The sequence below is a fragment of the Burkholderia sp. Ax-1720 genome, from assembly GCF_011753035.1.
In the GTDB taxonomy this organism is placed as follows: Bacteria; Pseudomonadota; Gammaproteobacteria; order Burkholderiales; family Burkholderiaceae; genus Burkholderia; species Burkholderia gladioli.
In genome coordinates this window covers 14784-41417 of sequence record NZ_VWWK01000047.1, presented here as the reverse complement: position 1 = coordinate 41417, position 26634 = coordinate 14784, and the positions used below count along the sequence as shown (strand labels likewise).

General features: G+C 67.3%; 21 protein-coding genes and 1 pseudogene. 12 read left to right on the top strand and 10 right to left on the bottom strand.

Features of this window, described 5'->3' with window-relative positions; all coding sequences use genetic code 11:
- The coding region (locus F3J18_RS16290; protein ID WP_166913341.1) for an FAD-binding and (Fe-S)-binding domain-containing protein at window positions 1-2197 on the bottom strand (2197 nt) is incomplete at its 3' end.
- A gap of 141 nt (window positions 2198-2338) precedes the next feature.
- Here F3J18_RS16290 and F3J18_RS16285 point away from each other — a divergent pair.
- From F3J18_RS16285 to F3J18_RS16270, 4 genes are all read left to right on the top strand, one after another.
- Complete coding sequence (locus F3J18_RS16285; RefSeq protein WP_166913340.1) at window positions 2339-3265, top strand: LysR substrate-binding domain-containing protein; 927 nt, start codon at window positions 2339-2341, stop codon at window positions 3263-3265.
- Window positions 3266-3808: 543 nt separating this feature from the next.
- Window positions 3809-4864: a hypothetical protein gene (locus F3J18_RS16280; protein WP_152554322.1), complete on the top strand. Its 1056-nt coding sequence runs from the start codon at window positions 3809-3811 to the stop codon at window positions 4862-4864.
- Between the two features lie 99 nt (window positions 4865-4963).
- Complete coding sequence (locus F3J18_RS16275; RefSeq protein WP_025097605.1) at window positions 4964-5392, top strand: hypothetical protein; 429 nt, start codon at window positions 4964-4966, stop codon at window positions 5390-5392.
- Between the two features lie 150 nt (window positions 5393-5542).
- The gene (locus F3J18_RS16270) at window positions 5543-5932 is read left to right on the top strand and encodes a DUF3597 domain-containing protein (protein WP_017920232.1); all 390 of its coding nucleotides are present in this window, start codon (window positions 5543-5545) and stop codon (window positions 5930-5932) included.
- A gap of 154 nt (window positions 5933-6086) precedes the next feature.
- On the opposite strand, the gene F3J18_RS16265 is transcribed toward F3J18_RS16270, so the two are convergent.
- Together F3J18_RS16265 and F3J18_RS16260 are read right to left on the bottom strand one after the other, a co-directional pair.
- Window positions 6087-7673 carry an aldehyde dehydrogenase (NADP(+)) gene (locus F3J18_RS16265; protein ID WP_166913339.1) on the bottom strand — a complete coding sequence of 529 codons (1587 nt, stop codon included), beginning with the start codon at window positions 7671-7673 and terminating at the stop codon, window positions 6087-6089.
- 383 nt (window positions 7674-8056) lie between these two features.
- The gene (locus F3J18_RS16260; RefSeq protein WP_017920234.1) at window positions 8057-8785 is read right to left on the bottom strand and encodes a FadR/GntR family transcriptional regulator; all 729 of its coding nucleotides are present in this window, start codon (window positions 8783-8785) and stop codon (window positions 8057-8059) included.
- Between the two features lie 254 nt (window positions 8786-9039).
- On the opposite strand from F3J18_RS16260, the gene F3J18_RS16255 reads away from it, so the two are divergent.
- The 4 genes from F3J18_RS16255 (at window position 9040) to F3J18_RS16240 (ending at window position 13473) form a co-directional block, all read left to right on the top strand.
- Entirely contained in the window at window positions 9040-9969 is a 930-nt protein-coding gene (locus F3J18_RS16255; RefSeq protein WP_166913338.1) for a dihydrodipicolinate synthase family protein, read from the top strand.
- 120 nt (window positions 9970-10089) lie between these two features.
- Window positions 10090-10845 carry an SDR family oxidoreductase gene (locus F3J18_RS16250; RefSeq protein ID WP_166913337.1) on the top strand — a complete coding sequence of 252 codons (756 nt, stop codon included), beginning with the start codon at window positions 10090-10092 and terminating at the stop codon, window positions 10843-10845.
- A 544-nt stretch (window positions 10846-11389) separates the two neighbouring features.
- Window positions 11390-11980 carry a hypothetical protein gene (locus tag F3J18_RS16245; RefSeq protein ID WP_166913336.1) on the top strand — a complete coding sequence of 197 codons (591 nt, stop codon included), beginning with the start codon at window positions 11390-11392 and terminating at the stop codon, window positions 11978-11980.
- Window positions 11971-13473 carry a hypothetical protein gene (locus F3J18_RS16240; protein ID WP_166913335.1) on the top strand — a complete coding sequence of 501 codons (1503 nt, stop codon included), beginning with the start codon at window positions 11971-11973 and terminating at the stop codon, window positions 13471-13473. The genes F3J18_RS16245 and F3J18_RS16240 overlap by 10 nt, the downstream gene beginning before the upstream one ends.
- A gap of 476 nt (window positions 13474-13949) precedes the next feature.
- Here F3J18_RS16240 and F3J18_RS16235 read toward each other — a convergent pair.
- Window positions 13950-14652 (bottom strand): annotated as a pseudogene (locus F3J18_RS16235) (IS6 family transposase).
- A gap of 185 nt (window positions 14653-14837) precedes the next feature.
- Window positions 14838-15761 (bottom strand): AraC family transcriptional regulator, encoded by a 924-nt coding sequence (locus tag F3J18_RS16230; RefSeq protein ID WP_166913334.1) that lies wholly within the window; start codon window positions 15759-15761, stop codon window positions 14838-14840.
- Window positions 15762-15930: 169 nt separating this feature from the next.
- Between F3J18_RS16230 and F3J18_RS16225 the strand changes: the two genes are divergently transcribed.
- Both F3J18_RS16225 and F3J18_RS16220 read left to right on the top strand, forming a co-directional pair.
- Window positions 15931-16716 carry an SDR family oxidoreductase gene (locus tag F3J18_RS16225; protein ID WP_025097600.1) on the top strand — a complete coding sequence of 262 codons (786 nt, stop codon included), beginning with the start codon at window positions 15931-15933 and terminating at the stop codon, window positions 16714-16716.
- A 230-nt stretch (window positions 16717-16946) separates the two neighbouring features.
- Window positions 16947-18107, top strand: a complete 1161-nt coding sequence (locus F3J18_RS16220) for an NAD-dependent formate dehydrogenase (RefSeq protein WP_025097599.1) — start codon at window positions 16947-16949, stop codon at window positions 18105-18107.
- A 137-nt stretch (window positions 18108-18244) separates the two neighbouring features.
- On the opposite strand, the gene F3J18_RS16215 is transcribed toward F3J18_RS16220, so the two are convergent.
- A complete protein-coding gene (locus F3J18_RS16215) occupies window positions 18245-19177 on the bottom strand; it encodes an AraC family transcriptional regulator (protein WP_166913333.1) in 933 nt (310 codons plus the stop codon).
- Window positions 19178-19377: 200 nt separating this feature from the next.
- Entirely contained in the window at window positions 19378-20433 is a 1056-nt protein-coding gene (locus tag F3J18_RS16210; protein WP_025097594.1) for a GlxA family transcriptional regulator, read from the bottom strand.
- 552 nt (window positions 20434-20985) lie between these two features.
- Here F3J18_RS16210 and proP point away from each other — a divergent pair.
- On the top strand, window positions 20986-22527 hold the full coding sequence (gene proP / locus F3J18_RS16205; protein ID WP_166913332.1) for a glycine betaine/L-proline transporter ProP: 1542 nt from the start codon (window positions 20986-20988) through the stop codon (window positions 22525-22527).
- 164 nt (window positions 22528-22691) lie between these two features.
- Here the strand turns inward: proP and F3J18_RS16200 are convergent, their stop codons facing one another.
- Window positions 22692-23102 carry a hypothetical protein gene (locus F3J18_RS16200; RefSeq protein ID WP_166913331.1) on the bottom strand — a complete coding sequence of 137 codons (411 nt, stop codon included), beginning with the start codon at window positions 23100-23102 and terminating at the stop codon, window positions 22692-22694.
- A gap of 78 nt (window positions 23103-23180) precedes the next feature.
- Window positions 23181-23714: a MarR family transcriptional regulator gene (locus tag F3J18_RS16195; protein WP_013691133.1), complete on the bottom strand. Its 534-nt coding sequence runs from the start codon at window positions 23712-23714 to the stop codon at window positions 23181-23183.
- A 322-nt stretch (window positions 23715-24036) separates the two neighbouring features.
- Here F3J18_RS16195 and F3J18_RS16190 point away from each other — a divergent pair, with 322 nt between their 5' ends.
- The gene (locus tag F3J18_RS16190) at window positions 24037-25212 is read left to right on the top strand and encodes a porin (protein WP_025097592.1); all 1176 of its coding nucleotides are present in this window, start codon (window positions 24037-24039) and stop codon (window positions 25210-25212) included.
- Window positions 25213-25311: 99 nt separating this feature from the next.
- On the opposite strand, the gene F3J18_RS16185 is transcribed toward F3J18_RS16190, so the two are convergent.
- A complete protein-coding gene (locus F3J18_RS16185) occupies window positions 25312-26625 on the bottom strand; it encodes a M48 family metalloprotease (RefSeq protein ID WP_166913330.1) in 1314 nt (437 codons plus the stop codon).
- Window positions 26626-26634 lie beyond the last annotated feature (9 nt).

Genomic DNA, 26634 nt, shown 5'->3' with positions numbered 1-26634 from the left:
CCGGCGCCGTGTCCAGCAGCGCGTTGTAGACGCGGCGCGCGCCCGGCACGGCGGCCAGGCGCGGCAGCGTGAACTCCAGCGAGCCGATCAGGTGGTCGCGCAGCGGACGCAGGTAGCGCGTGTGATAGTGGGCCAGGAAGCGCGAGCGGAATTCGGGCACGCCGACCTTGACCGGGCATTGCCCCGCGCAGGACTTGCAGGCCAGGCAGCCGGCCATCGCCTCGTGCACCTGGTGCGAGAAATCGGCCTCGCCGCGCCGCTTGCGCAGGCTGTTCAGCGCGCGCGCCGGCAAGGGCGCCGCCACCGGCTCGGCGGTGAGGTCGGTGCCGGCCTCGCCTTGCAGGCGCAGCCATTCGCGCATCAGCGAGGCACGCCCCTTGGGCGAGTGGATCCGCTCGCGCGTAGCCTTCCAGGACGGGCACATCGCGTCGTCGGGATCGAAGTTGTAGCAGGCGCCGTTGCCGTTGCAGTGGAGCGCGTCGGCATTGGCCTGCCAGACGCGTTCGTCGATGCGCCGGTCGAGCTCGCCGCGCAGCGGCACGGCGTCGATGCGCAGCAGTTGCGCGCCGTCGGCGGCCGGGGTCGCGATCTTGCCGGGGTTCAGCTGGTTGTGCGGATCGAAGGCCGCCTTCAGTTCCTGCAGGGCCGGGTAGAGCGGGCCGAAATAGTCGGGCACGTATTCGGAGCGCAGGCCCTTGCCGTGCTCGCCCCACAGCAGCCCGCCGTAGCGGCGCGTCAGCGCGGCCACCGCGTCCGAGATCGGCCGGATCAGCGCGGCCTGCGCCGGGTCGCGCAGGTCCAGCGCCGGCCGCACGTGCAGCACGCCCGCATCGACATGGCCGAACATGCCGTAGCGCAGGCCGCGGGCATCGAGCAGGGCGCGGAACTCGGCGATGTAGTCGGCCAGGTGCTCGGGCGGCACGGCCGTGTCCTCGACGAAGGGCTGCGGCCGCGACTCGCCCTGCACGTTGCCGAGCAGGCCCACCGCGCGCTTGCGCATCGCGTAGACGCGCTTCACGGCGGCATCGCCGTCGGCGATCGTCAGGCCCAGGCGCGCGGGGCTCGCTTCCTGCTCCAGCCGCGCCACGAAGGCGGCGACGCGCGCGCGAACCTGGTCCGCGTCGTCGCCGCTGAACTCGACCAGGTTGATGCCCTGCGCGCCGCCCTCGACCGCGGCATCGTCGGGGAAGAACTCGGCCACGCCCTGCCAGACGATGTCCTCGCGCGCCAGCCGCAGCACGGTCGAATCGACGGTCTCGATCGACAGCGGGCGATGCGCGAGCAGGGCGCGCGCATCGCGCAGCGCATCCATGAAGCCGCGATAGCGGATATTGACCAGCATGCCGTGCCTGGGGATCGGCAGCACGTTCAGCGTGGCCTCCACCACGAAACCGAGCGTGCCTTCCGAGCCGCACAGCACGCTGTTGAGATCGAAGCGTCCCTGTTCGTCGCGCAGGTGCGCGAGGTCGTAGCCGGTCAGGCAGCGGTTCAGCACCGGAAACTGCTCGCGGATCCGTTGCGCCTCGCGCCGGTGGATCCCGCTGGCCACGCGATGCACGCGGCCGATGCCGTCGCCGCGCGCGCACAGGCTCGCGAGCGCGGCCTCGTCGACGGGGGCGCTGGCGAGCCGCTCGCCGCCGATCAACACGGTCTCCAGCGCGAGCACGTGGTCGCGCGTCTTGCCGTAGGTGCAGCTGCCCTGGCCGCTGGCGTCGGTGCTGACCATGCCGCCGATGGTGGCGCGGTTCGAGGTCGACAGCTCGGGCGCGAAGAACAGGCCGTGGCGCTGCAGCTCGGCATTGAGCTGGTCCTTGACCACGCCGGCCTCGACGCGCGCGGTGCGCGCCACCGGATCGATCGCGAGGATCCGGTTCATGTGCCGCGACAGGTCGACCACGATGCCGTCGGTCAGCGACTGCCCGTTGGTGCCCGTGCCGCCGCCGCGCGGCGCCACATGAACCCCGCGAAAGCGTGCCTCGCCGAGCAGGGCCGCCAGGCGCGCCACGTCGGCGGCGTGGCGCGGGAACAGCGCGGCGGCGGGCTGGCGCTGGTAGATCGAGTTGTCGGTGGCCAGCACCGTGCGCGTGGCATGGCGGCGGTCGATCTCGCCCTCGAAGCCGGCGGCCCGCAATTCATGCAAGAATCGATCGATGGCCGAAGGCAGGGATTCGTCGACGGGGAGCCGGGCAATGGTCATCGTGGCGGGCGGGGAAAAAGGGTTTTGGGCTCGATTCGGCGCGTCCTTCACGATTCCGGGCGGACCGCCACCGGTGGATTGTCGGATCGACCGGCGCCGCCCGCAAACGTATCTTCCTCGGGTTGATCATGAGATTTATGAATGAATTATCGGAAACTGACGCCCTCGATGTCGCTGCTGCTGGCCTTCGAGGCCTCGGCGCGGCATGAAAGCTTCACGCGCGCGGCCGAGGAACTGTCGCTGACGCAAAGCGCGGTGAGCCGGCAGGTGCAGGCGCTGGAGGCGATGCTGGAGGTCGAACTGTTCGTGCGCGAGGGCAAGCGCATCAGGCCCAGCGATGCCGGGCGCGCCTACATGGCCGAGATCGGCGGCGCGCTGGCGCGCATCCGCGACGCCACGCTGCGCGTGCTGGCCTCCCAGGCGCCCGCCACGCAATTGCGGCTGGCCACGCTGCCGACCTTCGGCGCCAAGTGGCTGATGCCGCGCCTGCATCGCTTCTATCTCGCGCATCCCGCCTTGCAGCTCGACCTGCATTCGCGCATCGACGCCGTCGATTTCTCGGCGATGGAGATCGACGCGGCGATCGCCGTTGGCGACGGGCGCTGGCCCGAAGTGGTGGCGCACCGGCTCTATGACGAGGAACTGGTGCTGGTCGGCCATCCCTCGGTGCTGCCGGCCGCCTGGAAGCGACGCGGCGCCCCCGGCCGGCGCCGCCCCGCGCCCGATGCGCGGGCGCTGGCCGGCATGAGCCTGCTGCGCGTGCGCAGCTTCCCCGACGCCTGGCGTGTCTGGTGCGAGGCCAACGGGCTGCCTCACGACGCGCCGCGGCCCGGCCCCAGCTTCGAGCTGACCTCGCACCTGATCCAGGCCGTGGTGGCCGGGATCGGCATCGCCCTGGTGCCGCGCATGCTGGTGGACGAGGAACTGCGTGACGGCCGCCTGGTCAGCCCCTTCGATCCGGTGCCGAGTTCGCGTGCCTACTTCCTGGTCTATCCGCCGCGGGTCGGCCAGCATTCGGTGCTGGTCGCGTTTCGCGACTGGCTGCTCGCCGAGCTGGGCTCGCGCTGAGCCGCCGGGCTGCCACCGCTCGCCGCCCATCGTCGTCGTCGCCTCGGCGCTCGCTCGGGGAAACCCTGCCGGCGCGCGGCCGCGGCCGGCGCCGCGAATCGAACTGAAAGCTTGTCGCGAGCAGCGGCGCGGCCCGCGCCGCGTGCCGCGTTTCGCATATCGCGCCGATATGGACAGGCGCGCCAAATCATATTGGACGCTGTGAACCCACGTCCGTAGGCTGCGCCAGATGACCGACGGCAGCCGCGTTCGGCACGTGCATCGACCGCTTCGTCGGTGCGCGCGCAACGATCGGGCGAGCCGCTCGGCGAGGATCGGCGCGGCATCGCCTGCGATGCGCGCCTTCGTATCGTGGCGGTTCGGCAAGGCGCGGAATCGTCGAGACAACAGGGCGACGCGCAATCGGCCGATCGCCCGATCGGAGGAGCAGTGGTGATCGACAAGCGTATTTTCCCGCGCGCAGCCGCCCTGGCTGGCGCATGCGGTGCCGTGTTCGCGTTGGCGGGATGCGGGGGCGGCGACGGCGGCGGCTCGGCGCCGGCCGTGAACCAGTCTTCCACGGCCTCGTCCTCTTCGTCTTCCTCGAGCGCGTCGTCGTCGGCGGCGAGTGCCGGCGTGCAGCACATCCTGTTCGTCGGCGACAGCCTCACGCACGGCCGCTACACGCCGGTGCGCCCCTATCATTCGGGCGGTGCGGCCGGTTCGACCAGCGCCTCCACCCTGGTGGTCGACGAGAACTACGGCCAGACCGGCGCGCGCGCCGAGCTCGAGCCGGGCCCCTGGGGCGGGATTCCCGCCATCTTCGCGCAACTCGCGGCGGAGGCCGGGCTGCGCTACGACGTGCATATCGAGGCGATCTCGCAGACCAGCCTGTCGAAGAATTTCGCGGCGGCCTCGGGCGTGATCGCGCAGCCGGGCTGGAACGCGGTGGTGCTGCAGGAGCTGAGCACCAAGCCGCTGCCGACCGCGCTGACCGGCAGCAGCGTCAGTAATCCGAAGGATTTCTGCGCGAGCGTGCAGACCATCGAGCGCGCGGTCCACGGCGCGGCGCCGCATGCGAACGTCTATCTCTACGAACCCTGGGCGCGCGCGGACCTCGCGCAGGCGCTGGCCGGCAACACCGGCGCGGCAGGCTTCGCCACGCAGTACCAGTCGGCGCTCGGCGCGCTCAGCGATGCCAACCACGATGCCTATTACAACGCCGCCTCGACGGACGGCGCGATCGCCGGCGTCGCGCCGGTGGGCGAAGCCTGGCGGCTCGCCTGGAACCAGGGCGTGGCCAATCCCAACCCCTTTGCCTCGTCGAGCCTGCCGCTGCTCTGGTACGGCATCAATGCCGTCAACGATCCGCAGATCAGCTCGCCCGATTACCTGCATCCCGACGTCGACGGCGCCTACCTGGCCGGCCTGGTGCTGTTCGCGCAAGTGACCGGCACCGACGTGACGCGTTTCGGCGGCAACGAGACGGCGGCTCAGCAGCTCGGCGTGCCGGCCACGCTGGCCGCGCGCCTGCAGCAGATCGCGGCGCAGGCGGTGAAGCAGGCCAGCGCCGCGCCGCTCAATGCCTCGGCGCCGGCGCCGTGCACGCAGTCGCAATGAGCGCCTGAACGTTCGAGCGGCGTCGTCATCGGCCCCGGTCACGGCCACGCGCGCGCGGCGCTATGATGCGCCTGTTGCCCACCGCCGATCCAGGAGCCGATGAATACGCCGACCGAACCTGAATCCACGCCTGCCACGCCTGCCGAGCCCGGCGTCGTTGCCGCCGCGCCCGCGCCGCGCCGGCCCGCCCATCTGCTGTTCCAGAGCGCCTGGTTGCTGCTGCTCGCCATCGCCTTGCTGATGGCGGGCGGTTTCGGCTTCTTCACGGCCCAGTGTCGCGACCTGGGGCTGGCGCTCGGCTGGACCTTGCTGTTCACGATCATCGGCGGTGGCCAGGCGCTCGGCAACTGGCTCCTCACGCTGGCCGGCCTGGCGCTGTGGGTGGGCGTGGTGGCGCTGGCGCGCCGCCAGGTGCCGATCCGTTTCCGCCCCTATCCGAGCTTCATCGGCCTTGTGCTCGTCTACGTGGCCGTGGCAACGATTTCATGGTTCACCGTGGCGCCTGAATCCTGCCGGATCCACTTCTGAACGCGCGATCCGGAGCCTGTCGCGCTTACCACTTTTGACAATCGCGCCGGGGCAATCCGGGTAACATGGCGCCGGCATGCGCATCGCAAGCCGTGCGCGTGCATTCCTTTGTCACGAACCGAATTTCACCAACCGAATGGAGTGCCGACCATGAGCATCTTTGGCGATATCGTGAACAAGCTGTTCGGCAAGGCCAAGCCGGACCAGGCACCGCCCGCCGAAACGCCGCAACCGGATCCGGCCGCGGCCCAGGCTGCCGCGCCGGCCACGCCGCCGCTGTCGGACGTCGACGTGGCCGCCGTGATGGACCAGCTGGTCAGCGAGAGCGGCCAGACGCTGAACTGGCGCGTGTCGATCGTCGACACCATGAAGGCGCTCGGCGTCGACAGCAGCCTCGAGCATCGCAAGCAGCTCGCGCAGGAGCTGAAGTACGACGGCGACACCAACGATTCGGCCAGCATGAACATCTGGCTGCACAAGCAACTGATGCAGGCGCTGGCGGCCAACGGCGGCAAGCTGCCGCCGGACCTGGCAAGCTGATCGAGCGGCCCGTTTCCGGCCCGTTTCCGGGCCGTCTGCGGGCCGAGAAGCAACAAGGGCCGACGCGCGATGCGTCGGCCCTTTTCGTTTGTGCCGGCCGGCGCGCGTGAAGCGCTTGGCCGGCATGCTGCCGCGATCCGGATCGGCGGCTGACTCAGCCCTTGACGAATTCGCCGTCGCGCAGGCGCCAGAGATCGAGCGGATTGTCGTCCCGCAGCGCCTCGGGCAGCAGCTCGGCCGGCAGGTCCTGGTAGCAGACCGGGCGCAGGAAGCGGTCGATCGCCATGGTGCCCACCGAGGTGGTGCGCGAATCCGAGGTGGCCGGGAACGGGCCGCCATGCACCATCGCATGACAGACCTCGACGCCGGTCGGGTAGCCGTTGGCGAGGATGCGGCCCACCTTGCGCTCCAGCACCGGCAGCAGGCGCCGCGCGGCCGGGTAGTCGGCCGCATCGAGCTGCAGGGTGGCCGTCAACTGGCCCTCGACGCCCTCCAGCACGCGCAGCAGCTCTGCCTCGTCGCGGCACGACACCACGATCGAGGCCGGCCCGAAGATTTCGTCGGCCAGCCCGTGGTTGACCACGAATTCGGCCGCGGTGGTGCGGAACAGCACCGGCAGCGCGCTGCAGGCATTGTCCGAGGCGATGCCGTCGGCCACCTGGGCGACGCCGGTCTGCTCGGCGCGCTCGCCGATCTGGCGCCGATAGGTGGCGGCGATGCCGGCCGACAGCATGGCTTGTGCCTGGCGCGTGGCGAGCGCGGCGGCCGCGTCGGCCACGAAGGTATCGAGGTCGGGGCCCGAGATCGCCAGCACCAGGCCGGGATTGGTGCAGAACTGGCCGGCGCCGAGCGTCAGCGAATCGACGAAGCCCTGCGCGATCTGCGTGGCGCGCGCCTTCAACGCGGCCGGCATCAGGACCACCGGGTTGATGCTGCTCATCTCGGCATGCACGGGGATCGGCTCGGCGCGCGCCGCGGCGATCGCCGACAGCGCGAGGCCGCCGCGCCGCGAGCCGGTGAAGCCCACCGACTTGATGGCCGGATGCCCGACCAGCGCCTCGCCCACCGTGTTGCCCTTGCCGATCACCAGCGAGAAGGTGCCTTCGGGCAGGCCCAGCTCGGCCACCGTCTGCTGGATCGCGCGGCCCACCAGTTCCGAGCCGCCCAGGTGCGCCTCGTGCGCCTTGACCACCACCGGGCAGCCGGCGGCCAGCGCCGAGGCGGTGTCGCCGCCCGCCACCGAGAAGGCCAGCGGGAAGTTGCTGGCGCCGAACACGGCTACCGGGCCGATCGGGATCTTGCGCGCGCGCAGGTCCGAGCGCGGCAGCGGCTTGCGTTCGGGCTGCGCCGAGTCGAGCGTGGCGTCGTTCCAGCGGCCGTCGCGCACCAGCTTCGCGAACAGGCGCAACTGGCCGCAGGTGCGCGCGCGTTCGCCTTCCAGGCGCGCCACGGGCAACGCGGTTTCCTGGTGCAGGCGCTCGATCAGCGTCGCGCCCAGCGCCTCGATACGCGTGGCGATCCCTTCCAGCAGCGCGGCGCGCGTGTCGAGCGCGGCCTGGCGATAAGGGTCGAAGGCCTCGGCGGCGAGCCGGCAGGCGCGATCGACATCCTCCGCGCCGCCCGCGCCGAACTCCGGCTCGAGCTCCTGGCCGCTGGCCGGCGCGAAGGCGCGCAGCGTGCCCTGCGTGCCGCGCACCGAAGCGGCGCCCAGCAACATGTTTCCGGTGATTTCGTGGTCCATTCCGTCTGTCTCCTGCGATGCGGCAAGGTGGGTCGGTGGCGGTGCCGCGCGGAACGGATCAGGCTTCGCGCCGCGCCGGCGCCGTGATGCGGATTGCGTGCGAGTCGTGGCCGGACACGGGGCGCGGGCCCGGGCGGGGAGCCGGGGCCGCGGAGCGGGTCGCTTCGATGGACGAGGGGGCGACGGCGGGGTGACGGCGAACGCTGCGAGGCCGGCCGCCCGGCTGGGGCAAGGCACCGGCTACTGGATCGCGGCAAGGTAGCATTCGCTCGCCGGACATGTCAAACAAAGTGACAACTTGATACGGGTTCGCGTCGAGGGGCAGGGCGCGGGCGGAAGGCTGCGATCCAGCGGCGCTCGCCGCGCGCGCGATGCCGCCGCGTTCAGCGATCCAACTGGCGGTCGAGCAGCCGGTTGCGCGCCTGGTCGACGTGGTAGCGCATCGCGATCGCCGCGCTGTCGGGGTCGCCCACGCGGATCGCCTTGAGCACGCGGTCATGCTCGTCGAGCACGCGCGCGCGGCGCTGTTCCGAAGCCTCGCTGGTCAGCGACAGCGTCATGTGCATGCCGGCCTTGAGCCGCTCGGCCACGCTGTCGAGCAGGTCGAGCAGCAACTGGTTGCCGCTCGCCACCACGATCGCGCGATGGAAGGCGAAGTCGGCCTCCATCTCGGCCTCGCGCGACACCGGGCTGGCGAAGGCCAGGCGCAGGGCCTCGCTGGCGCGCTCCATCTCCAGCAGGTCGCGTTCCTTGCGATGGCGCGCGGCCAGCCGGGCGGCCAGCTCCTCCAGCGAGAGCCGTACCTCGAAGCCCTGCAGCACGTCGCGCAGCTTGCGGCTGGTGGCCAGCGCCGTGACCTGTCGAGCCGGGCTGCGCTGCACATAGGTGCCCGAACCCTGGCGCGAGACGATGATGCCGTCGCTCTGCAGCCGCCGCAGCGCCTCGCGCACCACCGGGCGCGACACCGAGAAATGCTGCGCCAGGCGGTTCTCCGGCGGCAGGCGGTCGCCCACCGCGTAGTTGCCGCCGACGATGCCGTCGAGCAGGGCCGCGTACACGGTGTCGGACAGCCGGGTGCGTTCGAGCGCGCCGGCGCTCGCGAGGTCGTCCATCGAATCCATCGAGTCCTGGGAGGCTAACAAGTCGGGTGACGATTTTACCAATCGCGGAACCACTGGCAATGAGTGGACGGCGTCGGCGATGCCGGTAGTGGCGCCGCACAAGCCTTTGGCTGCCTGGATCGGCGGCCGCCGGGCGCGATTCGGGCGTGGCCGGCGCGGGCTCGGTGATTACCCTCGGTCATGTTGCCAGCCAGCCGTTTGGTCCGCTAAAGTTGTAAATCAATTTTACATGTTGAGGCCGATCGATGAAAACCACCCCCGTGAGCGTCGAGGACCTGCGCGGCTCCGTGATCGCGGTGCCGCCGCTCGCGCGCCGCGCCGACGGCAGCCAGGACGCGGCCGCCAACGGCGCACTGCTGGCGCACCTGAAACGCGGCGGCATCAGCACCTACATGTATGGCGGCAACGCGAATTTCTACAACCTCGGGGTGGCCGAGCTCGGCACCGTGGTCGATGCGCTGGCCGCGCAGTTGAAGGCCGGCGAATGGCTGATTCCCTCGGTCGGCCCCGATTTCGGCAAGGCGCGCGAACAGCTCGCCCTGCTGGCCGAGCGCGGTTTCCCGACCGCGATGGTGCTGCCACTGCGCTTCCCGTCCACGCCGGCCGGCGTCGCCACCGGCCTGCGCAAGCTCGCCGAGCGTTACGGCCGGCCGTTGATCGCCTATGTGAAGGACGAGGGGTATCTCGCCGAGGACGATCTCGCCGCGCTGGTGAAGGACGGCGCCGTATGCGCCGTCAAGTACGCGATCGTGCGCGAGGACCCGCGCCGCGATGCGGTGCTGGCCGCGCTGGTCGAGCGCCTGGGCGCGGAGCGCATCATCAGCGGGATCGGCGAGCGGCCGGTGATCGACCATTTCCGCGGCTTCGGGCTGCGTGCCTTCACCTCGGGTTCCTGCTGCGTGGCGCCGGCGCTGTCGAACGCGATTCGCCTGGCGCTGCTCGACGGCGATGACGCGCGCGCCGCCGCGCTACGCGAGCGCTTCATCGCGCTCGAGGACGCGCGCGACGCCTATTCGCCGATCCGCGTGCTGCACGCGGCCGTCGAGGCGGCCGGCATCGCCTCGCTCGGGCCGATCGGCGAATTCCTGTCGCGCATCGAGGATCCGGCACAACTGCGCGAGATCGAGGCGGCGGCCGTGGCGCTGCATGCCGACAACGCGGCGGCGCTGGCCTGAGCCGCGCCGGGCATCGTTGCTCCCGCCTGCCCGGCTCGTTACGATAGCGGCCTGCTCGCGCCGCCGCGCAGCGATGCGCGCGGCGCGCTTTCCATCACGACGCCAACCGGGATCTCGATCATGACCGTCTCCTTCTCGCAGCCGATCCGCGCCATCGTCACGGGCCACACGCGCGGCCTGGGCGCCGCGCTCGCCGCGCAACTGCTGCAACGCGAGGTGGCCGTGCTCGGCATCTCGCGCCGCGCGCATCCCTCGCTGGCCACGCAGTTCGGCGCCGATCGCCTCGCCGAACTCGCGCTCGACCTGTCGGACCCCGCGGCGATCGCCGCCTGGCTGGCCGGCGGCGCGCTCGAACGCTTCGCCGAGGGCGCGCGCAGCGTGCTGCTGATCAACAACGCGGGCATGGTCGAGCCGATCGGGCCGCTGGCCACGCAGTCGCCCGAGTCGATCGCGCAGGCGGTGGCGCTGAACGTGACGGCGCCGCTGATGTTCGCGGCCGCGGTGGCCAAGCTCGGCAGCGGCTCGCTCGAACGCCGTATCCTGCATGTGTCCAGCGGCGCGGCGCGCAACGCCTACGCGGGCTGGAGCGTCTATTGCGCGACCAAGGCCGCGCTCGACCATCATGCGCGCGCGGTCGCGCTCGACGCGAACGGGCCGCTGCGCATCGCCAGCGTGGCGCCGGGCGTGGTCGATACCGACATGCAGGCGAGCATCCGCGCCACCGAGGCGGAACGTTTCCCGCAGCTCGAACGCTTCACGCAACTGAAGGCCAGCGGCGCGCTGAGCACGCCCGAGGACGCGGCGCGCAAGCTGCTCGACTACGCGCTCGGCGAGCAGTTCGGCAGCACGCCGATCGCGGACGTGCGCGAGCTTTGAGACGCCGATTCCGAATGCCGTGCCGCGGGCCGGCATCGAGGCCATCGAGGCATGATGTCTTGCGCGCCTGCCGTCCCGCCGCCTTCGTTCGTCCGCTCACCGAACAACCTGACAATACCGCGCGAAGTCCAGGAGCCGCTGGCCAGAGGAATGACACGCTGATCAGTGCCACCCGCGCTGAGCCCCAGCGAGGAGGGGCGCTCCGGGCACCGTCCACCACAGCCCTGCGGCAGCTCCGCCAAAGGCTATTGCGCTGGCCAGCAGCGGGCCGCAATGATCGTCGCGGGCGGCGTCAAGCTCAAGGAGCGGTCGTTATCGCGGACGGGGCCTCCGCCAGCCGATCGAGATCTATTTCGACTCACTCGTCGTGAGCGACGACGCTCGGTGAAACGTCGAAGAGACTAATGTCGAAATTTGTAACGCGAGGCGGAATTTTAGCTATCACAAAACATTAGCCTCCGAAACTAATAAATATTACAGTTAAGAAAGTTCTTGAAACTTTCAAGAAGGCTAGTAAGTTTGATGATCTAACAACGGGGGAATCATGAAGCGGACCAGATGGATTTGGGGGACGGTTGCGTGCTTAACCGTTGTTGCCGTTACCGTCGGACTAATTCGTGGCACCGATGCATCCGGCGAGAAAAGTAGCGTGACGACGGCACAAACCAATCGATCGAATGGTGCACAAATGACACCAACTGGCAGCGCCAATAGCTTCACGTTGTCAGAGTCACGTTCCGGAATATCAAATGAAGAGGGCGGAAACGGTCAACCGAGTGAAAGCTTGCGCGGGGAGGTAACCAACAAATACCATGTGCGAGATGACATCTTGGAATACATTGATGGAAAATATAAAGACGAAAAAATAAGATCGGCATTTATCAATTACGCAGCCGCCCAACAAAATCTTATAGAATATGGCTCGACACGAGAAGCGGCCACTCAAGCAGCCGACGACATAAATAAAAGAGTAACTTGCATTATGCAGCTCATTGGCACAAATCGCGTGGATGAAATTAAAATCATTACCGCCATGAGCATTGACACCGAGGCACGATTCAGGGCTTATTGGAAAGCGGTCGACCTCCAGGCAGGTCGCGTAATGTACGAGCCAAAAGGAAATCCATGCGAATAATTGCCTCTCTGGCAGCCCTCTTCCTTTGCCTCTCCTTTGCCGGCGAGACAAAAGCAGATGATGCGAACAAATGCCAGTCCCCATATCTGATATTTTTCAGCAATGGCATACTCAATGCATTAGATGACATGGTTGCAGCCAGAAACGTTCTTAAATCAAAAATCGGCACCAGTTTTAACGAAGTCCCCATCGATTACGCGAACCTGCAGAATAAGACCGGCGGCATCGTTGACGATTTGACTCGTGTATATAAGCAGAAGCTCTCGGAAAACGCCAATTTAAACTGGACCATATTGACGCGAGCGATAATCGGACTATCGACCGGCATGGATCCCTCACTGTTCTCGCAAGCGCAGCAGGCAGTCAATGAGGTAAACGCCGCAAATGCAGGACGGATTGCCGGAGATGTATCAACGACTACCGCGTATGCGGATGCGAATGTGCAAACGCAGGTGGCGCAGGTCAGTGACGCCATCCTGAAAGATGGCAAGAGAGTGTTAATTGTTTCCCATTCGCAGGGTGTGCTCTATTCCAATTCCGTTTACCAGAAGGTCACCGCAATTGCGGGAGTTAAGCCCGACAACATCAAGGTCGTAGGCGTGGGCAATCCGGCCGCAAAAATTCTAGGCGCCGGGAGCTATGTCACCTCAGATTCCGACGCCGTTATAGGGGCGCTTCGTCTGGCAACGGGCAACGTGCTTCCATCGAATGTTTCCATTCCGTTCAACCCAGACGACATTTCTGGCCATCTATTCCTGAAAACCTACATAAACCCGGCGTTGCCCGCGGAAGCGATGATAATGAGCGGCATCTATTCTGCGCTCAAGCAAATTAGCGAGCCGGAAGTAACCTACGATTGGATTGTCAAGCAGCGTGTATCTATCGCTGGGGGACTTATGGGAGGGGAAACAGACGCCACATTTATCCCAAATCAATCGTGCGCTGGGATATTTATCGCCTACGCGTACTGTAATCCCGGCGGAACCGCTGATTTTTTACGGAACGCAGCGGGCAACAGCTTTGACCCAACAAAGCAGTTTTACGCCGCCGAGGCAGACAAAGTCGTGAGTCGACTTAGCCCATATTCCGCGGATGCCTCGAACACCGATAGTGGGCTCTATCGACTTGTCACGGCAAACTGGCCCGTTGTAGCAGAAGCAATTCAAATCGAGGGCGTGGGTAACGACATAACAACCAAATGGGGATCAAACTATTACGACGCAGGAATGAATTTTCCCGCGACACCGCCCGACCCTATGGTACTTCCTTCCAATTTTTCCGAGTCCTTTCCTAGAACCCATGTGGTTTATCACGCAAAGCTTGAGGACTCCCTTCGTTCCGCAGTAAACAAGCTCCCGCCTGGGAAAGCGTACCTTGAGGTGTATGATGAAAATTCATACCTCCAGTCACTACCTGGCTGGCCTGAATATCAGTCCATCGTCGTCAATAGAATGGTAAAACTTAAAGTATGCAAAGCGGCGACATCTACATAACTCGCTCTCAATGGGCTTGTGCCCATATTTAGGATGGTTTCCATGTTGAGATATATCTGCGCGTTTATAGTCCTGCTGGCACCGATGACCATAGCTGGAGCCGCAGAGGAAAAATCCGTGCTCGTTGAATTTCAACCCCACGGGGTGCTGTTTGCAGATCAAGATGGCTCTTCGTTCGGTCCAGGACCTCGTGGTTCCTGCCAGCCGTCGGCGGGCGACAAGGCACAGGTCTTGGCCATCAAAACTTCCGGTCTGCTACATATTGCGCGCATACGATTATTAAGTGGAGCGTGTTCCGGGATTATCGGTTTGGCGAGCCCATCATCAATCGGTCCGTTCTAATGCATAGGAACGAGATACGTGCGCTAGAGCTCCGTGAGCGGTATTGTCAGGTTGTTCGGTGAGCGGACGAACGAAGGCGGCGGAACGCAGCCTCGAATGGCTTACGCCGCCAAGCGAGCGCATGAAACTCTTTCCTAGGCCGTCATCGCCTGGGCCCGGGCCGCTCGTTTCTGTTGCGCATCGCGGTGGTAACGGTAGCCCATGAACAAGTTCGAAACTTGGGCGTGGACCGAGGCAAATCGCTGCAGCTGGCGTGCTGATTTGAACCGCCGCATCACCTTTTCTCGCACCCGAGTCGGCTGGTGCGAATTCTCCGCCCGGTTGTTCAGCCCCTTGTGCTGCCGGTGCTCGACGCGTAGACCCAGCGCGGTGTCGCCGCAGCATAGCTGCACAGTTTGTCCGTCACCATCACGCGCGGGTGGCCGTGGCGCTTGAGCAGCTTGCGCATCAGCCGCTTGGCAGCTGCTGCGTCGCGCCGACGCTGAACCAGGACGTCGAGCACCGTACCGTTCTGATCCACGGCACGCCAGAGCCAGTGCTTCACGCCGCGGATCGTCACCACCATCTCGTCGAGGTGCCATTTGTCGCCACGGGCTGGGGCCGTTGAGCGGATTCGCTTCGCGATCGCCACGCCGAACTTCGTGGCCCAGCACCGCACGGTTTCGTACGTGAGCTCGATACCGCGGGCAGCCCGCATTTCCTCGACCATGCGCAGGCTCAACGGAAATCGGTAGTACAGCCACACCGCGTAGCCGATCACCCCGGCGGAAAGCGGTGGCCCTTGAATGAAATCGGCGATTCGAATTGGGGCTGAACGGTAACGATGCATTTCTTCATGCCCTACTATACAAGCCATCGACTCAACAACCTGACAGTACCAGCGGGCCTGCGCCAGCAACATCGGACCCAGCGCGATCTTGTAGAGATTCAACATCGGACAGCCTCGCGGAAAGGCCGGACTGCCGGCCACGAACGAGCACGGATGCTAAGGCGTGGTGCCCTGGAAAGCAACGGCGCCGCCCCTAAGCCTCGCTGGTCTCCAGCACCCGCCCCTCGCGCAGCGCCGCGGCCAGCGCGCCCGCGTCGCGCTTGGGCGAGATGCCGAACATGCGCGAATACTCGCGGCTAAACTGCGAGGCGCTTTCATACCCCACCTTGAACGCCGCTTCCTCGACCTTGACCACTTCATGCGCGATCAGCCGCCGCGCCTCCAGCAAGCGCAACTGCTTCTGGAATTGCAGCGGCGTCATCGAGGTCAGCGCCTTGAACTGCCGATGGAAGGCCGACGGGCTCATGCGCGCGAGTTGCGCCAGTTCCTCGATGCGGATCGGCACGTTGTAGCGATCGCGCAGCGCGTGGATCGCGCGCACCACGCGCTCGGCATGGCCGTTGCCGAGCAGCATGCCGACGATCTCGCCGCCGTTCGGCCCGGTCAGCAGCCAGTAGCAGAGCTCGCGCATGATGCCGGGATAGAGCACGCCGATCGCGTGCGGCGTGTCGAGCAGGCGCATCGCGCGCAGCATGCAGTCGATCATCTCGGGGCGCAGCCGCTCGACGAACACGCCGGGCCCGGCGCTCTCGCGCGCGGCCGGCGGCGCCTCGAAGCTCTCCAGCACCGCGCTCATCTCCGCCATGTCGAGCTCGACGATCAGCGCGATCGCCGGCTTTTCCTCGGTGCCCTGCACGATCCGGCCGATCGCCGGCATCGTCATGCTGACCACCAGCGCCTCGCCGGCGCGATAGAGGTAGTCGCGCGCGCCGAAGGTGGTCTGCTTGGCGCCCTGCAGCGAGATGCACAGCGCCGGGCGCATCAGCAGGCGGCTCTGCGGGCGATCCTGGGTGGCGCGCGTGATCAGCAGGCCGGCGTTCGCCGTGCGATAGACGTTAGCGGGGGGCTGGTCGTCGATATGGTGCCGGACCGCGTCGAGCAGGGCATTCAGGGTCATGTCGGATCCTCGGGAGCCAGGGGATGGCATCGGCTGCCAGCATAACGGCAAGCCGGCGGCGTCGTGCGCGGCCGGGCAGGATCAGGCAAGAAATTGTCGAGATCCGTCATTCACCGCGCGGGGGGCGCGGCCGTACGATGCGTTCCGTGTTCCCTGAACGAGGTGTTCCATGTCCACGCAAACTTCCCCCGTCGCCAGCCAGATCGGCAAGATCGCCATCGTCACCGGCGGCAGCCGCGGCCTCGGCCGCGATACCGTCGTCAATCTCGCGCGCCGCGGCGTCGATTCGATCTTCACCTGGCATTCCAATTCGGCCGAGGCCGAGCAGGTGGTCGCGCAGGTGGCCGCCGAAGGCCGCCGCGCGATCGCGCTGCAGCTCGATACCGGCAACACCGCCGGCTTCGACGCCTTCGTCGGCAAGCTCGGCGAGGCGCTCGCGCAGCTCGGCGCGAGCCGCTTCGACTATCTGGTCAACAATGCCGGCACCTCGCATCACGCGCCGTTCGCGGAAGTGACCGAGGCCGATCTCGATGCGCTCTACCAGGTGCATTTCAAGGGCGTGTTCTTCCTGACCCAGAAGCTGCTGCCGCTGATCAACGACGGCGGGCGCATCGTCAACGTGTCTTCGGGCCTGACGCGCTTCTCGTTCCCCGGCAGCAGCGCCTATGCCTCGATGAAGGGCGCGGTGGAGGTGCTGACGCGTTATCTCGCGCGTGAACTCGGCGCGCGCGGCATCGCGGTCAATACCGTCGCGCCCGGCGCGATCGCCACCGACTTCAGCGGCGGCATGGTGCGCGACAACCCGGAGCTGAATCGCCGCATCGCCGAATTCACCGCGCTGGGCCGCGTCGGCCAGCCGGGCGACATCGGCCCCTTGATCGCCTCGCTGCTGGCGGACGACAACCGCTGGGTCAACGCGCAGCGCATCGAGGCTTCGGGCGGCATGCTGGCCTGAAGCCGGGCGGCGGGGCGGGCATCGCGCATGACGCGCCGTGCCCGCCTCGCGCGGCGCGTTCGACGGCTGTTTCCCGGCGATCTCTCCACGATCGTTCGGCGAACGCACGGCGGTCGGCGCGCCGTAATCCCCGCCGTGCGAATCCGGAATTTTCGCGGCATCGATCTTGGCAGACTGGTTGCACCTTGCAGATGACGACTGCAACGGATCCACAACCAGGAGAGATTCTGATGGCCAAGGTACTTTGCGTGCTTTATCCCGATCCCGTCACCGGCTACCCGCCGAAATACGCACGCGACGACATCCCGAGGATCGAGCGCTACCCGAACGGTCAGACGGTGCCCTCGCCGAGCGGCGAGCTCGGTTTCCGCCCGGGCGAGCTGCTCGGCTGCGTGTCGGGCGAACTGGGCCTGCGCGCCTGGCTGGAGAGCCAGGGCCACGAGCTGATCGTGACCAGCGACAAGGACGGCGCCGATTCCACCTTCGACCGCCACCTGCCTGATGCCGATATCGTCATCTCGCAGCCGTTCTGGCCGGCCTACCTGACGCCCGAGCGCATCGCGCGGGCCAGCAAGCTCAAGCTCGCGGTGACGGCCGGCATCGGCTCGGACCACGTCGACCTGAAGGCCGCCGCCGGGCACGGCGTGACGGTGGCCGAGGTGACTTTCTCGAACAGCATCAGCGTGGCCGAGCACGTGGTGATGATGACGCTCTCGCTGGTGCGCAACTACCTGCCCTCGCACCAGTACGCGGCCAACGGCGGCTGGAACATCGCCGACTGCGTGAGCCGCAGCTACGATCTCGAGGGCATGCAGTTCGGCACCATCGCGGCGGGCCGCATCGGCCTGGCCGTGCTGCGGCGCCTCAAGCCCTTCGACGTCGGGCTGCACTACTACGATCCGCATCGCCTGCCGGCCGAGACCGAGCGCGAGCTGGGCCTGACCTATCACGAGACGCCGCAGTCGCTGGTGAAGGTCTGCGACGTGATCAACCTGCAGAGCCCGCTCTATCCCTCGACCGAGCACATGTTCGACGATCGCATGTTCGAGCTGGTCAAGCGCGGCGCCTACCTGATCAACACCGCGCGCGGCAAGCTCTGCGATCGCGACGCCGTGGTGCGCGCGCTGCAGTCGGGCAAGCTGGCGGGTTATGCCGGCGATGTCTGGTATCCGCAGCCGGCGCCGGTCGATCATCCGTGGCGTCGCATGCCGAACGAGGGGATGACGCCGCATATCTCGGGCAGCTCCTTGTCGGCGCAGCATCGCTACGCGGCCGGCACGCTGGAGATCCTGCAGGACTTCTTCGCGAGCAAGCCGATCCGCAGCGAATACCTGATCGTCGACGGCGGCGGCCTGGCTGGCACCGGCGCGGGGTCGTACAAGCTCGATTGAGCGTCGCTGGTCGAACGTCGAACATCGATCGCTGAAGAACGCAGCCCGCCGCGCGTGACGCGCGGCGGGCTGTTTGTTTTCCGGGCCGGTGATGCCTGCCGGGCGGCGCGATGCTCGCGGCGCTCGCCAGGCCGATCTCAATCGGCCGATTGCAGCCGCCAGCGCCGCGGCGTGAGCCCTGTCGCCTCGCGAAACACGGTGGTGAAATGCGCCTGCCCCGCAAAGCCGCTGGCCAGCGCCACCTCGACGATCGGCAGCCCCCGGCGCAGCAGCGCCTTGGCCTGCTCGACCCGGCGCCGCATCAGGTAAGCGTGCGGCGTGAGCCCGGTGGCGAGCCGGAACTGCGCGGCGAAATGCATGCGGCTCAGGCCGGCGTGCCGAGCGATGTCGTGCAGCGTGATCGGCTCGGCGAAGTTCGCGTCGACATAGTCGATCACGCGGCGCAGCTTCGGCGCGGCCAGCCCCTGGCGCGAGCGGCGCGGCTCGTGCGCGTAGCGCGTCAGCACGTGATGGAGGATGCCGGCCACCACGCCGTCGCGCTGGCGCGCGTCCTCCTGCGCGCAGGCGGCCAGCCGGCGCGCCAGCGGCATCAGCACCGGGTCGACGCGAAAGCCCGGATCCTCCAGGCGCGGCGTCGCGCCCGAGCCGTCCAGCGCATCGTATTCGGCATCCACCAGCGCGGCCGGCACGAACATGTGCAGCGCCTCGTTCGCGCCGCGGAAGCGGCATTGCACGTGCTCGCCCGGCGCGGTCAGTTGCAGGCCGCCGGGGCCGCCCGTGCCGCGTTCGAGCAGGCGGCCGTCCTTGTAGCAGTCGATGGTGGCCGGCCCGAGCAGCAGGCTGATGGTGTAGTGGCGCGGCGAGACCGGCGCGATCAGCTCGCGCCAGCCGATGCGCCGGTCCAGCCAGTGGCCGATCACGATGCCGGCGCAGGCGCCGGCCGGATCGCCGGGTGTGGCGGGCGAGCCATCGCCGCCGCCGCGGGGCGCCGCCGGCATCTCGCGCCAGCGGTGTTCGTCGGCGGGCAGCGCACTCGACGCGGCAAGCGCGTCGCTCTCGGCGGTCGGCATGGTCGTCTCCTGGGTCGGCTGGCCGTGCACCGCGAGCGGTGCGGCACGGCATCGACAGGCAGGATAGAAGCGCCGGGCTCGCCCTGGCGGCCACAGGTGACGTGCCGGAAAAGCAGCACAGTTGCTGCGCCGCGATGCGATTTTCCCGGAACTGTGATCGATGTAGGGAGATGCCGGCTCGGGTGAACTTCAGGCGTGCTTCAGGCGTGCGGCATGCCGGCGACGGCCGCCTCCTCGAGTTCGCCGCCCTCGTCGGCGCGCGTGCCGGCGGCTTGCCGCGCGCGTTTCGCGGTGCCCGTCTTCGGCGCGCGTCGCTCCTGGCTCGGCGCATGGCCGAACTGGGCGCGATAGGCCTTGCTGAAATGGCAGGCCGAGCGGAAGCCCGACAGCGAGGTGACCTGCGCGATCGACACGTCGCTGTTGCGCAGGATCTCGCGCGCGTGCTTGAGGCGCACCGACAGGTAGTAGTGAGTGGGCGAGGTGCTCAGGTAGTGCTTGAACATGCGCTGCATCTGCCGCTCGGACAGCGCGATCAGCCGCGCCAGGTCGGCCAGCGGCAGCGGCTCCTCGATATTGGCCTCCATCAGCCGCACCGCCTCCACCAGCTCGCCGCGCGAGAAGCCGACCCGCGCGTCGACCGGGATCGGCTGCGGATCGCTGGCGCCGCGGATGCGCTGCAGCACGAACTGCTCGGACACGCGGGTGGCGAGCTCCTGGCCGCGCTCGGCGGCGACGATGCCGATCATCAGGTCGAGCGGCGCGGTGCCGCCGGTGCAGGTCACGCGGTCGCGGTCGATCACGAACAGCTCGTCGACGATCGACACCGCCGGGAATTCGGCATGCAGGGCCGAGAGGTTCTCCCAGTGCACGGTGCCGCGATAGCCGTCCAGCAGGCCGGCGGCCATCAACGCGTAGGCGCCGGTGCAGATCCCGCCGAGCGGCATGCCGCGCCGCGCCAGCTCGCGCAGCGCGTGGATCACCGGCGCGTCCACCGCCTCGCGCACCTGGGTGCCGCCGCAGACGATCATCAGGTCGGGCAGCGGCGCGTCGAGATCGAGCCGGTGGGTGGGCCGCGCGACCATGCCGTTGCTGGCGGCCACCGCCTCGCCGTCGACCGAGTAGACGGTCCAGCGGTAATGCTCGCTGCGATCGACGTAGTTGGCCATGCGCAGGGCCTCGATCGCGCTCGAGAAGGCGATCATCGAGAACGAGGGCAGGGTCAGGAAACCGAAATGGCGCGGCGTGGATGCGGACATGGGAGCAACATCGGCGCGGGCCGATGCCAGAGGTTGGGCCGTACATGACGACGCCTGCCCGGCGGCCGGCTCGCGCCGGCCAGCCGCGATGCCGGAGAGCGGCGCGAGGGCGGTGGCCGCCGTGTTCCGGCAGGCACTTGCCGGGCGTCGCGGGCCGCGCTCGCGGCCGTTTTTCACGGCGGCGTCACCCCCGAATCATTGCGATAAAAGCGGGGCCGCGATCAAGGAAATTCGACGGGCGCTTGCCTATTCCCGACACGGATCGGACCGGTTCGACACGGCGCCCCGGCGGCGTCCGACGACGGGCCCGACAAGGGCATGAACACTGTCGTTTCCGGTCGGCTGGCGGACGCATCAGGGCAGGATGACGCAGGCGATGTCGCGCACACTCGGACCGATCACGACGCCGTATCCGATAACAGGCGATGGCGACCGCGATGGCCGCGCGCGCTGAAGTCCACGGACTTTATCGCGGCGGGGCCGGCGCGCTCGCACGACGAGACAGCATGCCGCGTCGCGGCTGCCCATCGCCACTCATCCAGGAGCGTGCCTTTGAGCCACTCGACCCGCAGAGCTTCAGGCAAGACCCCAGCCCGGCACCCGGCCGCGCCGGGCAGCGCGCCGCGTTCCCGATCCGGCGGCGCCGCGAAACGCGCCGCGCCGCCGCGCGAGGCCGCCTTCGCCGGCGACGAGGTGACCGTGGTCGATCGCGCGCTGCTGCGCCGCGCGGTGGGCGCGATGGCGCTCGGCAACGCGATGGAGTGGTTCGACTTCGGCGTCTACAGCTATATCGCGGTGACGCTGGGCCATGTGTTCTTTCCCTCGACCAGCGGCTCGGCGCAATTGCTGGCCACCTTCGGCACCTTCGCGGCCGCCTTCCTGGTGCGGCCGATCGGCGGCATGGTGTTCGGCCCGCTGGGCGACCGGCTGGGCCGCCAGCGCGTGCTGGCCGCCACCATGATCATGATGGCCTGCGGCACCTTCGCGATCGGCCTGATTCCCTCCTATGCCTCGATCGGCATCCTCGCGCCGGTGCTGCTGCTGGTGGCGCGGCTGGTGCAGGGCTTCTCGACGGGCGGCGAATACGGCGGCGCGGCCACCTTCATCGCCGAGTTCGCGGCCGACCGCCATCGCGGCTTCATGGGCAGCTTCCTCGAGTTCGGCACGCTGGCCGGCTACCTGCTCGGTGCGGGCACCGTCACGGCCCTGACCTCGCTGCTGAGCCCCGCGCAGATGCTCGACTGGGGCTGGCGCGTGCCCTTCTTCGTGGCCGGCCCGCTCGGACTGATCGGCCTCTACATCCGCACCCGGCTGGAGGAGACGCCGGCCTTCCGCAAGGAGGCCGAGCATCGCGAGCGGCTCGAGCGCGCGCGGCCGCGCCAGTCGATCGCCGCGCTGCTGGCCGGGCAATGGCGCGCGCTGCTGGTCTGCGTCGGGCTGGTGCTGATCTTCAACGTGACCGACTACATGGCGCTGGCCTACCTGCCGAACTACCTGTCGGCCACGCTGCATCTCGACGAGACGCGCGGCCTGGTGATCGTGCTGCTGGTGATGGTGCTGATGATGCCGCTCACGCTCGCCGCCGGCTGGCTGTCCGATCGCGTCGGGCGGCGCCCGGTGATGCTGGCCGGCTGCATCGGCCTGATGGTGTTCGCGATCCCCGCGCTGCTGCTGTTGCAGACCGGTCGGGGCGGGTTGATCTTCGCCGGCATGATGCTGCTCGGCGTGCTGCTGTCCTGCTTCTGCGGCGTGATGCCGTCCGCGCTGCCGGCCTTGTTCCCGACCCGGGTCCGCTACAGCGCGCTGGCGATCGGCTTCAACGTCTCGGTCTCGCTGTTCGGCGGCACCACGCCGCTGGTCACCGCCTGGCTGGTCGAGCGCAGCGGCAACCTGATGATGCCGGCCTATTACCTGATCGGCGCGGCGGCGATCGGCGCGGTCTCGGTGCTGGCCGCGCGCGAGAGCGCGGGGCGGCCGCTACCGGGTTCGGCGCCTTGCGTGTCGACGCAGGCCGAGGCGGTGCGGATCCGGCGCGGCGGCGCGTCCGTCGCTTCGTCGAACGGCCGCGCGCTGCGCCGGCTGGCGGGAGAGTAGAGGTCGCCGCGCATCGGCGCTATCGTGCGCGGCAAGCGTTCAGACCGGCTCGAGGATCATCGGGAAGTACTCGGCCGGCAGCGCGATGAAGGCCGGGTCGCTCCCGCTGCTTGGCTTCGCGCCGGCGAGTGCCGGGCAGGGCGATGGCGCCCCCGCCCGGATCTTCATGCCGAGGCGGCCGGGCGTTCCGCGGCGGCCGGCGTGGCGGCAAGACGGCCCGGCGCGGACGGATCCGCGTCGCGCGGAATCTGCCGCGAGATCCGCAGCGCGATCGCCATCAACGGCAGCATCGCGCCGAACAGCGAGGTGGCCAGCGTCGTGCGCAGCGCGCCGACCAGGCAGACCAGCTCGCTCGCCGAGCATTGCGCGGGATTGCGGCCGAAGGCGAGGCTCAGCGTCAGCGGGCCGAGCACCAGCATCACCATCACGATGCGGGTCCAGAAATCGGCGCGCTCCTCGGTGCCGCACATGTCCACCAGCAGGCGGCGCGTGACCGCGCGCAAGTACAGGGCGATCGCATAACCGATCGGCATCGGCAGGAGGAACTGGGCGGCCAGGACGATGACGGTGTTCATGTCGCTTCTCCTTACTGTTGTTTCTGTAGAAACAGAAATTCAAGGACCAAAAAAGCGGGTGTCGCCACCCGCGCGGATTCACTTCGCCGGCTTGCGCCGCACCACCTGGCTGATCTTCGCGCCGATGCCGAGCGTCTTCATCAGCGTTTCCGGCTTCATGCGCAGCATTTCGTCGGACCAGGTGGTCAGCGTCTCGAGGAACTGCAGCGTATCGCGGATCCGCTGCTCGGTTTCCTGGCTCTCGCCGGCCAGCTCGGGGCTGTCGAGCGTCTCGCGCAGCACCGTCAGGGTCGGGTCGAGTTCGCGCTGGCGCCGGCCTTCGACGATCAGCTTGAACAGTTCCCAGATATCGGTGGAGGTCTCGAAATGGTCGCGGCGGTCGCCCATCACGTGCACCACGCGCGCCAGCCGCCACGACTGCAACTCCTTCAGGCTGTTGCTGACGTTGGAGCGCGCCACGTTCAGCGCGGCGGCGATCTCGTCGGCGGCGAGCGGCTTGCCGTGCAGGTAGAGCAGGGCATGTATCTGCGCGACGGTGCGATTGACGCCCCAGCGGGAGCCCATCTCGCCCCAGTGGAGGATGAATCGTTCGGAGAGCGGTGTCAGTTCCATGCGGCGTAATGTACGGTCCGTCAGTTATTTCTGTCAAGACAGAAATAACTGACGGCAAAAGCGCGCGTGAGCGGGCTGCACGAAGGTTCGCGCGAGGCTGTCAAGCCGCGTATCGGAAGCGGCGCGCGGCCAGCCGAAACGACGCGATCACGATGCTTGCGTCTGCAACTGCTTCCATAACGGCGATGCCCGTGTCAACGCGTCAATAAGCCGGAAACTGAAGTGTTGTTTTCATATTCTTAAAAGAATTCCTTGGTTTCGCCTGCTTATTGATTTCGATAACGTTCGGGCTCTTCCAATCAATAACAGATAGAGAACTCGGATGAAGCGTATTTCTCTCCTCGCGCTACCTGCCATCGCATCGCTTGCCACGGGCGTCGCTCACGCCCAGAGCACGGTCACGCTATACGGCATCGTGGACGCCGGTATCGCCTACGTGCACAACGCCCAGGGCGCCAACGGCGCGAACCAGTCGACCCTGGTGAAATTCAACAGCGGCAACATGTCGGGCAGCCGCTGGGGCCTGCGTGGCACCGAGGATCTCGGCGGCGGTCTCGCGGCGATCTTCCAGCTCGAGAACGGCTTCAACGTCGGCACCGGCGCGCTGGGCCAGGGCGGCCGCGAATTCGGCCGCAAGTCGATCGTCGGCCTGTCGAGCAAGACCTGGGGTACCGTCACGCTCGGCCGCCAATACGACCCGATCGTCGACCTGGTGCAGGGCCTGACCGAAGACGGCCCGTTCGGCGGCACCTTCGCCACGCCGGGCGACCTCGACAACTACGACAACAGCCTGCGCGTCAGCAACTCGGTCAAGTACACGAGCCCGCTGATCGCCGGCCTGCAGTTCGAGGCGCTGTACGCGCTGGGCGGCGTGGCCGGCCAGACCGGCAACGGCCAGACCTACAGCTTCGGCGCGTCCTACGCGAACGGCCCGTTGTCGCTGGGCGCCGGCTTCTTCTCCGCGAACGGCGGCAACACCGTGGCCACCGGCGCGACCTCGCGCACCTGGACCAGCACCTCGGACACGCTGTTCAACACCGTGGTGAACTCGGGCTTCGCCAGCGCCAAGTCGATCCAGATCGTGCGCGCCGGTGCGCAGTACGTGCTGGGCGCGGCCACCTTCGGCCTGGCCTACTCGAATACGCAATACGCGGGCGACTCGCTGTCGACGTTCCGCTCGACGGCCAAGTTCAACAGCGGCTCGGGCTTCTTCAACTACCGCTTCACGCCGGCCCTGAACACGGGCGTCGGCTACAGCTACACCTCGCTGACGGGCCCGGCTTCGGCGCACTACAACCAGGTCAACATCGGCGCGGTGTACTCGCTGTCCAAGCGCACCGACCTGTACGCGCTGGCCGGCTACCAGAAGGCCAGCGGCAAGACGCTGGGCTCGGGCGGCGCGCTGGTGGACGCCAAGGCCTCGATCGGCAGCTACGGCGTGAACTCGGGCACCGACACGCAGGAACTGGCGGTGGTCGGGATTCGCCACAAGTTCTGATGGTGGACGGGCCGCCCGCGGGCGGCCAGGATCGACTGGCTGGATGAAACGGCCGGCATCGCGCGAGCGGTGCCGGCCGTTTTGTCGTTCTTGCCCAGACTATCGTGCCGAGGGGGCTGCCTGCCGCGCGGTCTTGATCCCGATCGTAGTCCACGGCACCGTTCTGCTCATTTCCCAGCGAGCGGTGTTTTTCAAGGCGGGCAAGGCGCGCTCGATAATCAGAGACAGTTCGCCTAGGTAGATGTCCATCTCCCGACGTCGTTGCGGGGTCGGCGCTTCGAGGCCCAGGACGTTCATGGCTTTTTTAGCCGTGGCCCGGGTGCTCGATTTCAGGATGGCCTTGGCTTGGGTCTCGGCTCGCGCGTCATCATCCGCGCGACTGAGCAGTACGGTGGCGAGTGCAGAGACTGCCACGATCCGACGTGCCTCCTGGACGTAATGCTGAATTTTTTCGTTTTGCCCGGGATCATGAGAAAGCGCTGCAAGCAACTGGGTATCTGTTGCCACAAGCGCTCTCAGTCCGGTTGGCGGATGCGTTGCATCGGATAGCAAACGTTCGGTCGTGATGTATCTGGCGCCGAGCGCGACATAGGCGATTTGGGCACAGAAGGCGAAGATGAAGTTGAGCCGGGCAAGGTCCGACTGGATCCAGGAAAATACCTCCTGGAAATGGGACTGGTTGGCGGGATCAACCGGGCGCATGGTGGCGAGTTGGTGTGTTGCCCATCGGCAGCCTTGTACGTCCGCATCGATTTCCATTGCCTGGTCCAGTTTGCTCCCGCCTGTCCGGCCCGCTGTATCGGACGACATCAGCCGGATGCCGTGAACGCTTTCCTCCTCGACGGCGGACCGGCTGCTCGACAGTCCCTTGATTAGATGCCCGCGTGCGAGGTGGCCGAATTCGTGCCCCAGGAGATAATTCATGGCGGTCTGGTAGAGAATGCGGTTCAGTGCCGTCAAGACGTCCTGCACGTGGCCTTTGAAAGCAGCCTTGAACGCGTCGCGGAAGTTGTCGGTGGCCAGGTCTTCGTGCGGCATCATGTTGAAGATGGCGTTCTGTGCATTCAATATGTACTCATGCAGTGACTCGATGAGGCCCGTGCTCACGACCACTGCGTCGAACGTCCCGCAGGAGATGGCATAGGCATTGGGCACCGGAGTGTGGGCCAGCGCGCAGACGAGTTCCCGGTCCTGATCGCGGTGGTAACGGAATGCCTGCTCCGTCTGCACTCTGATGTGCTCGTATGCCTTGTCGAATTTTGCGAGCTCGGGCGCCGTGCCCGGGCCGGGCATGAAGATGTCGTATTCCTGTAATGACGAGTTCGCGAGCTTGACGACCTGTTCACGTAGTACCGGCAACTGCGTGTGCAAGGGAATGCAGGGAGGAATCTTGAATGCTGCGCGCTTGTTCATGGTGGGCCC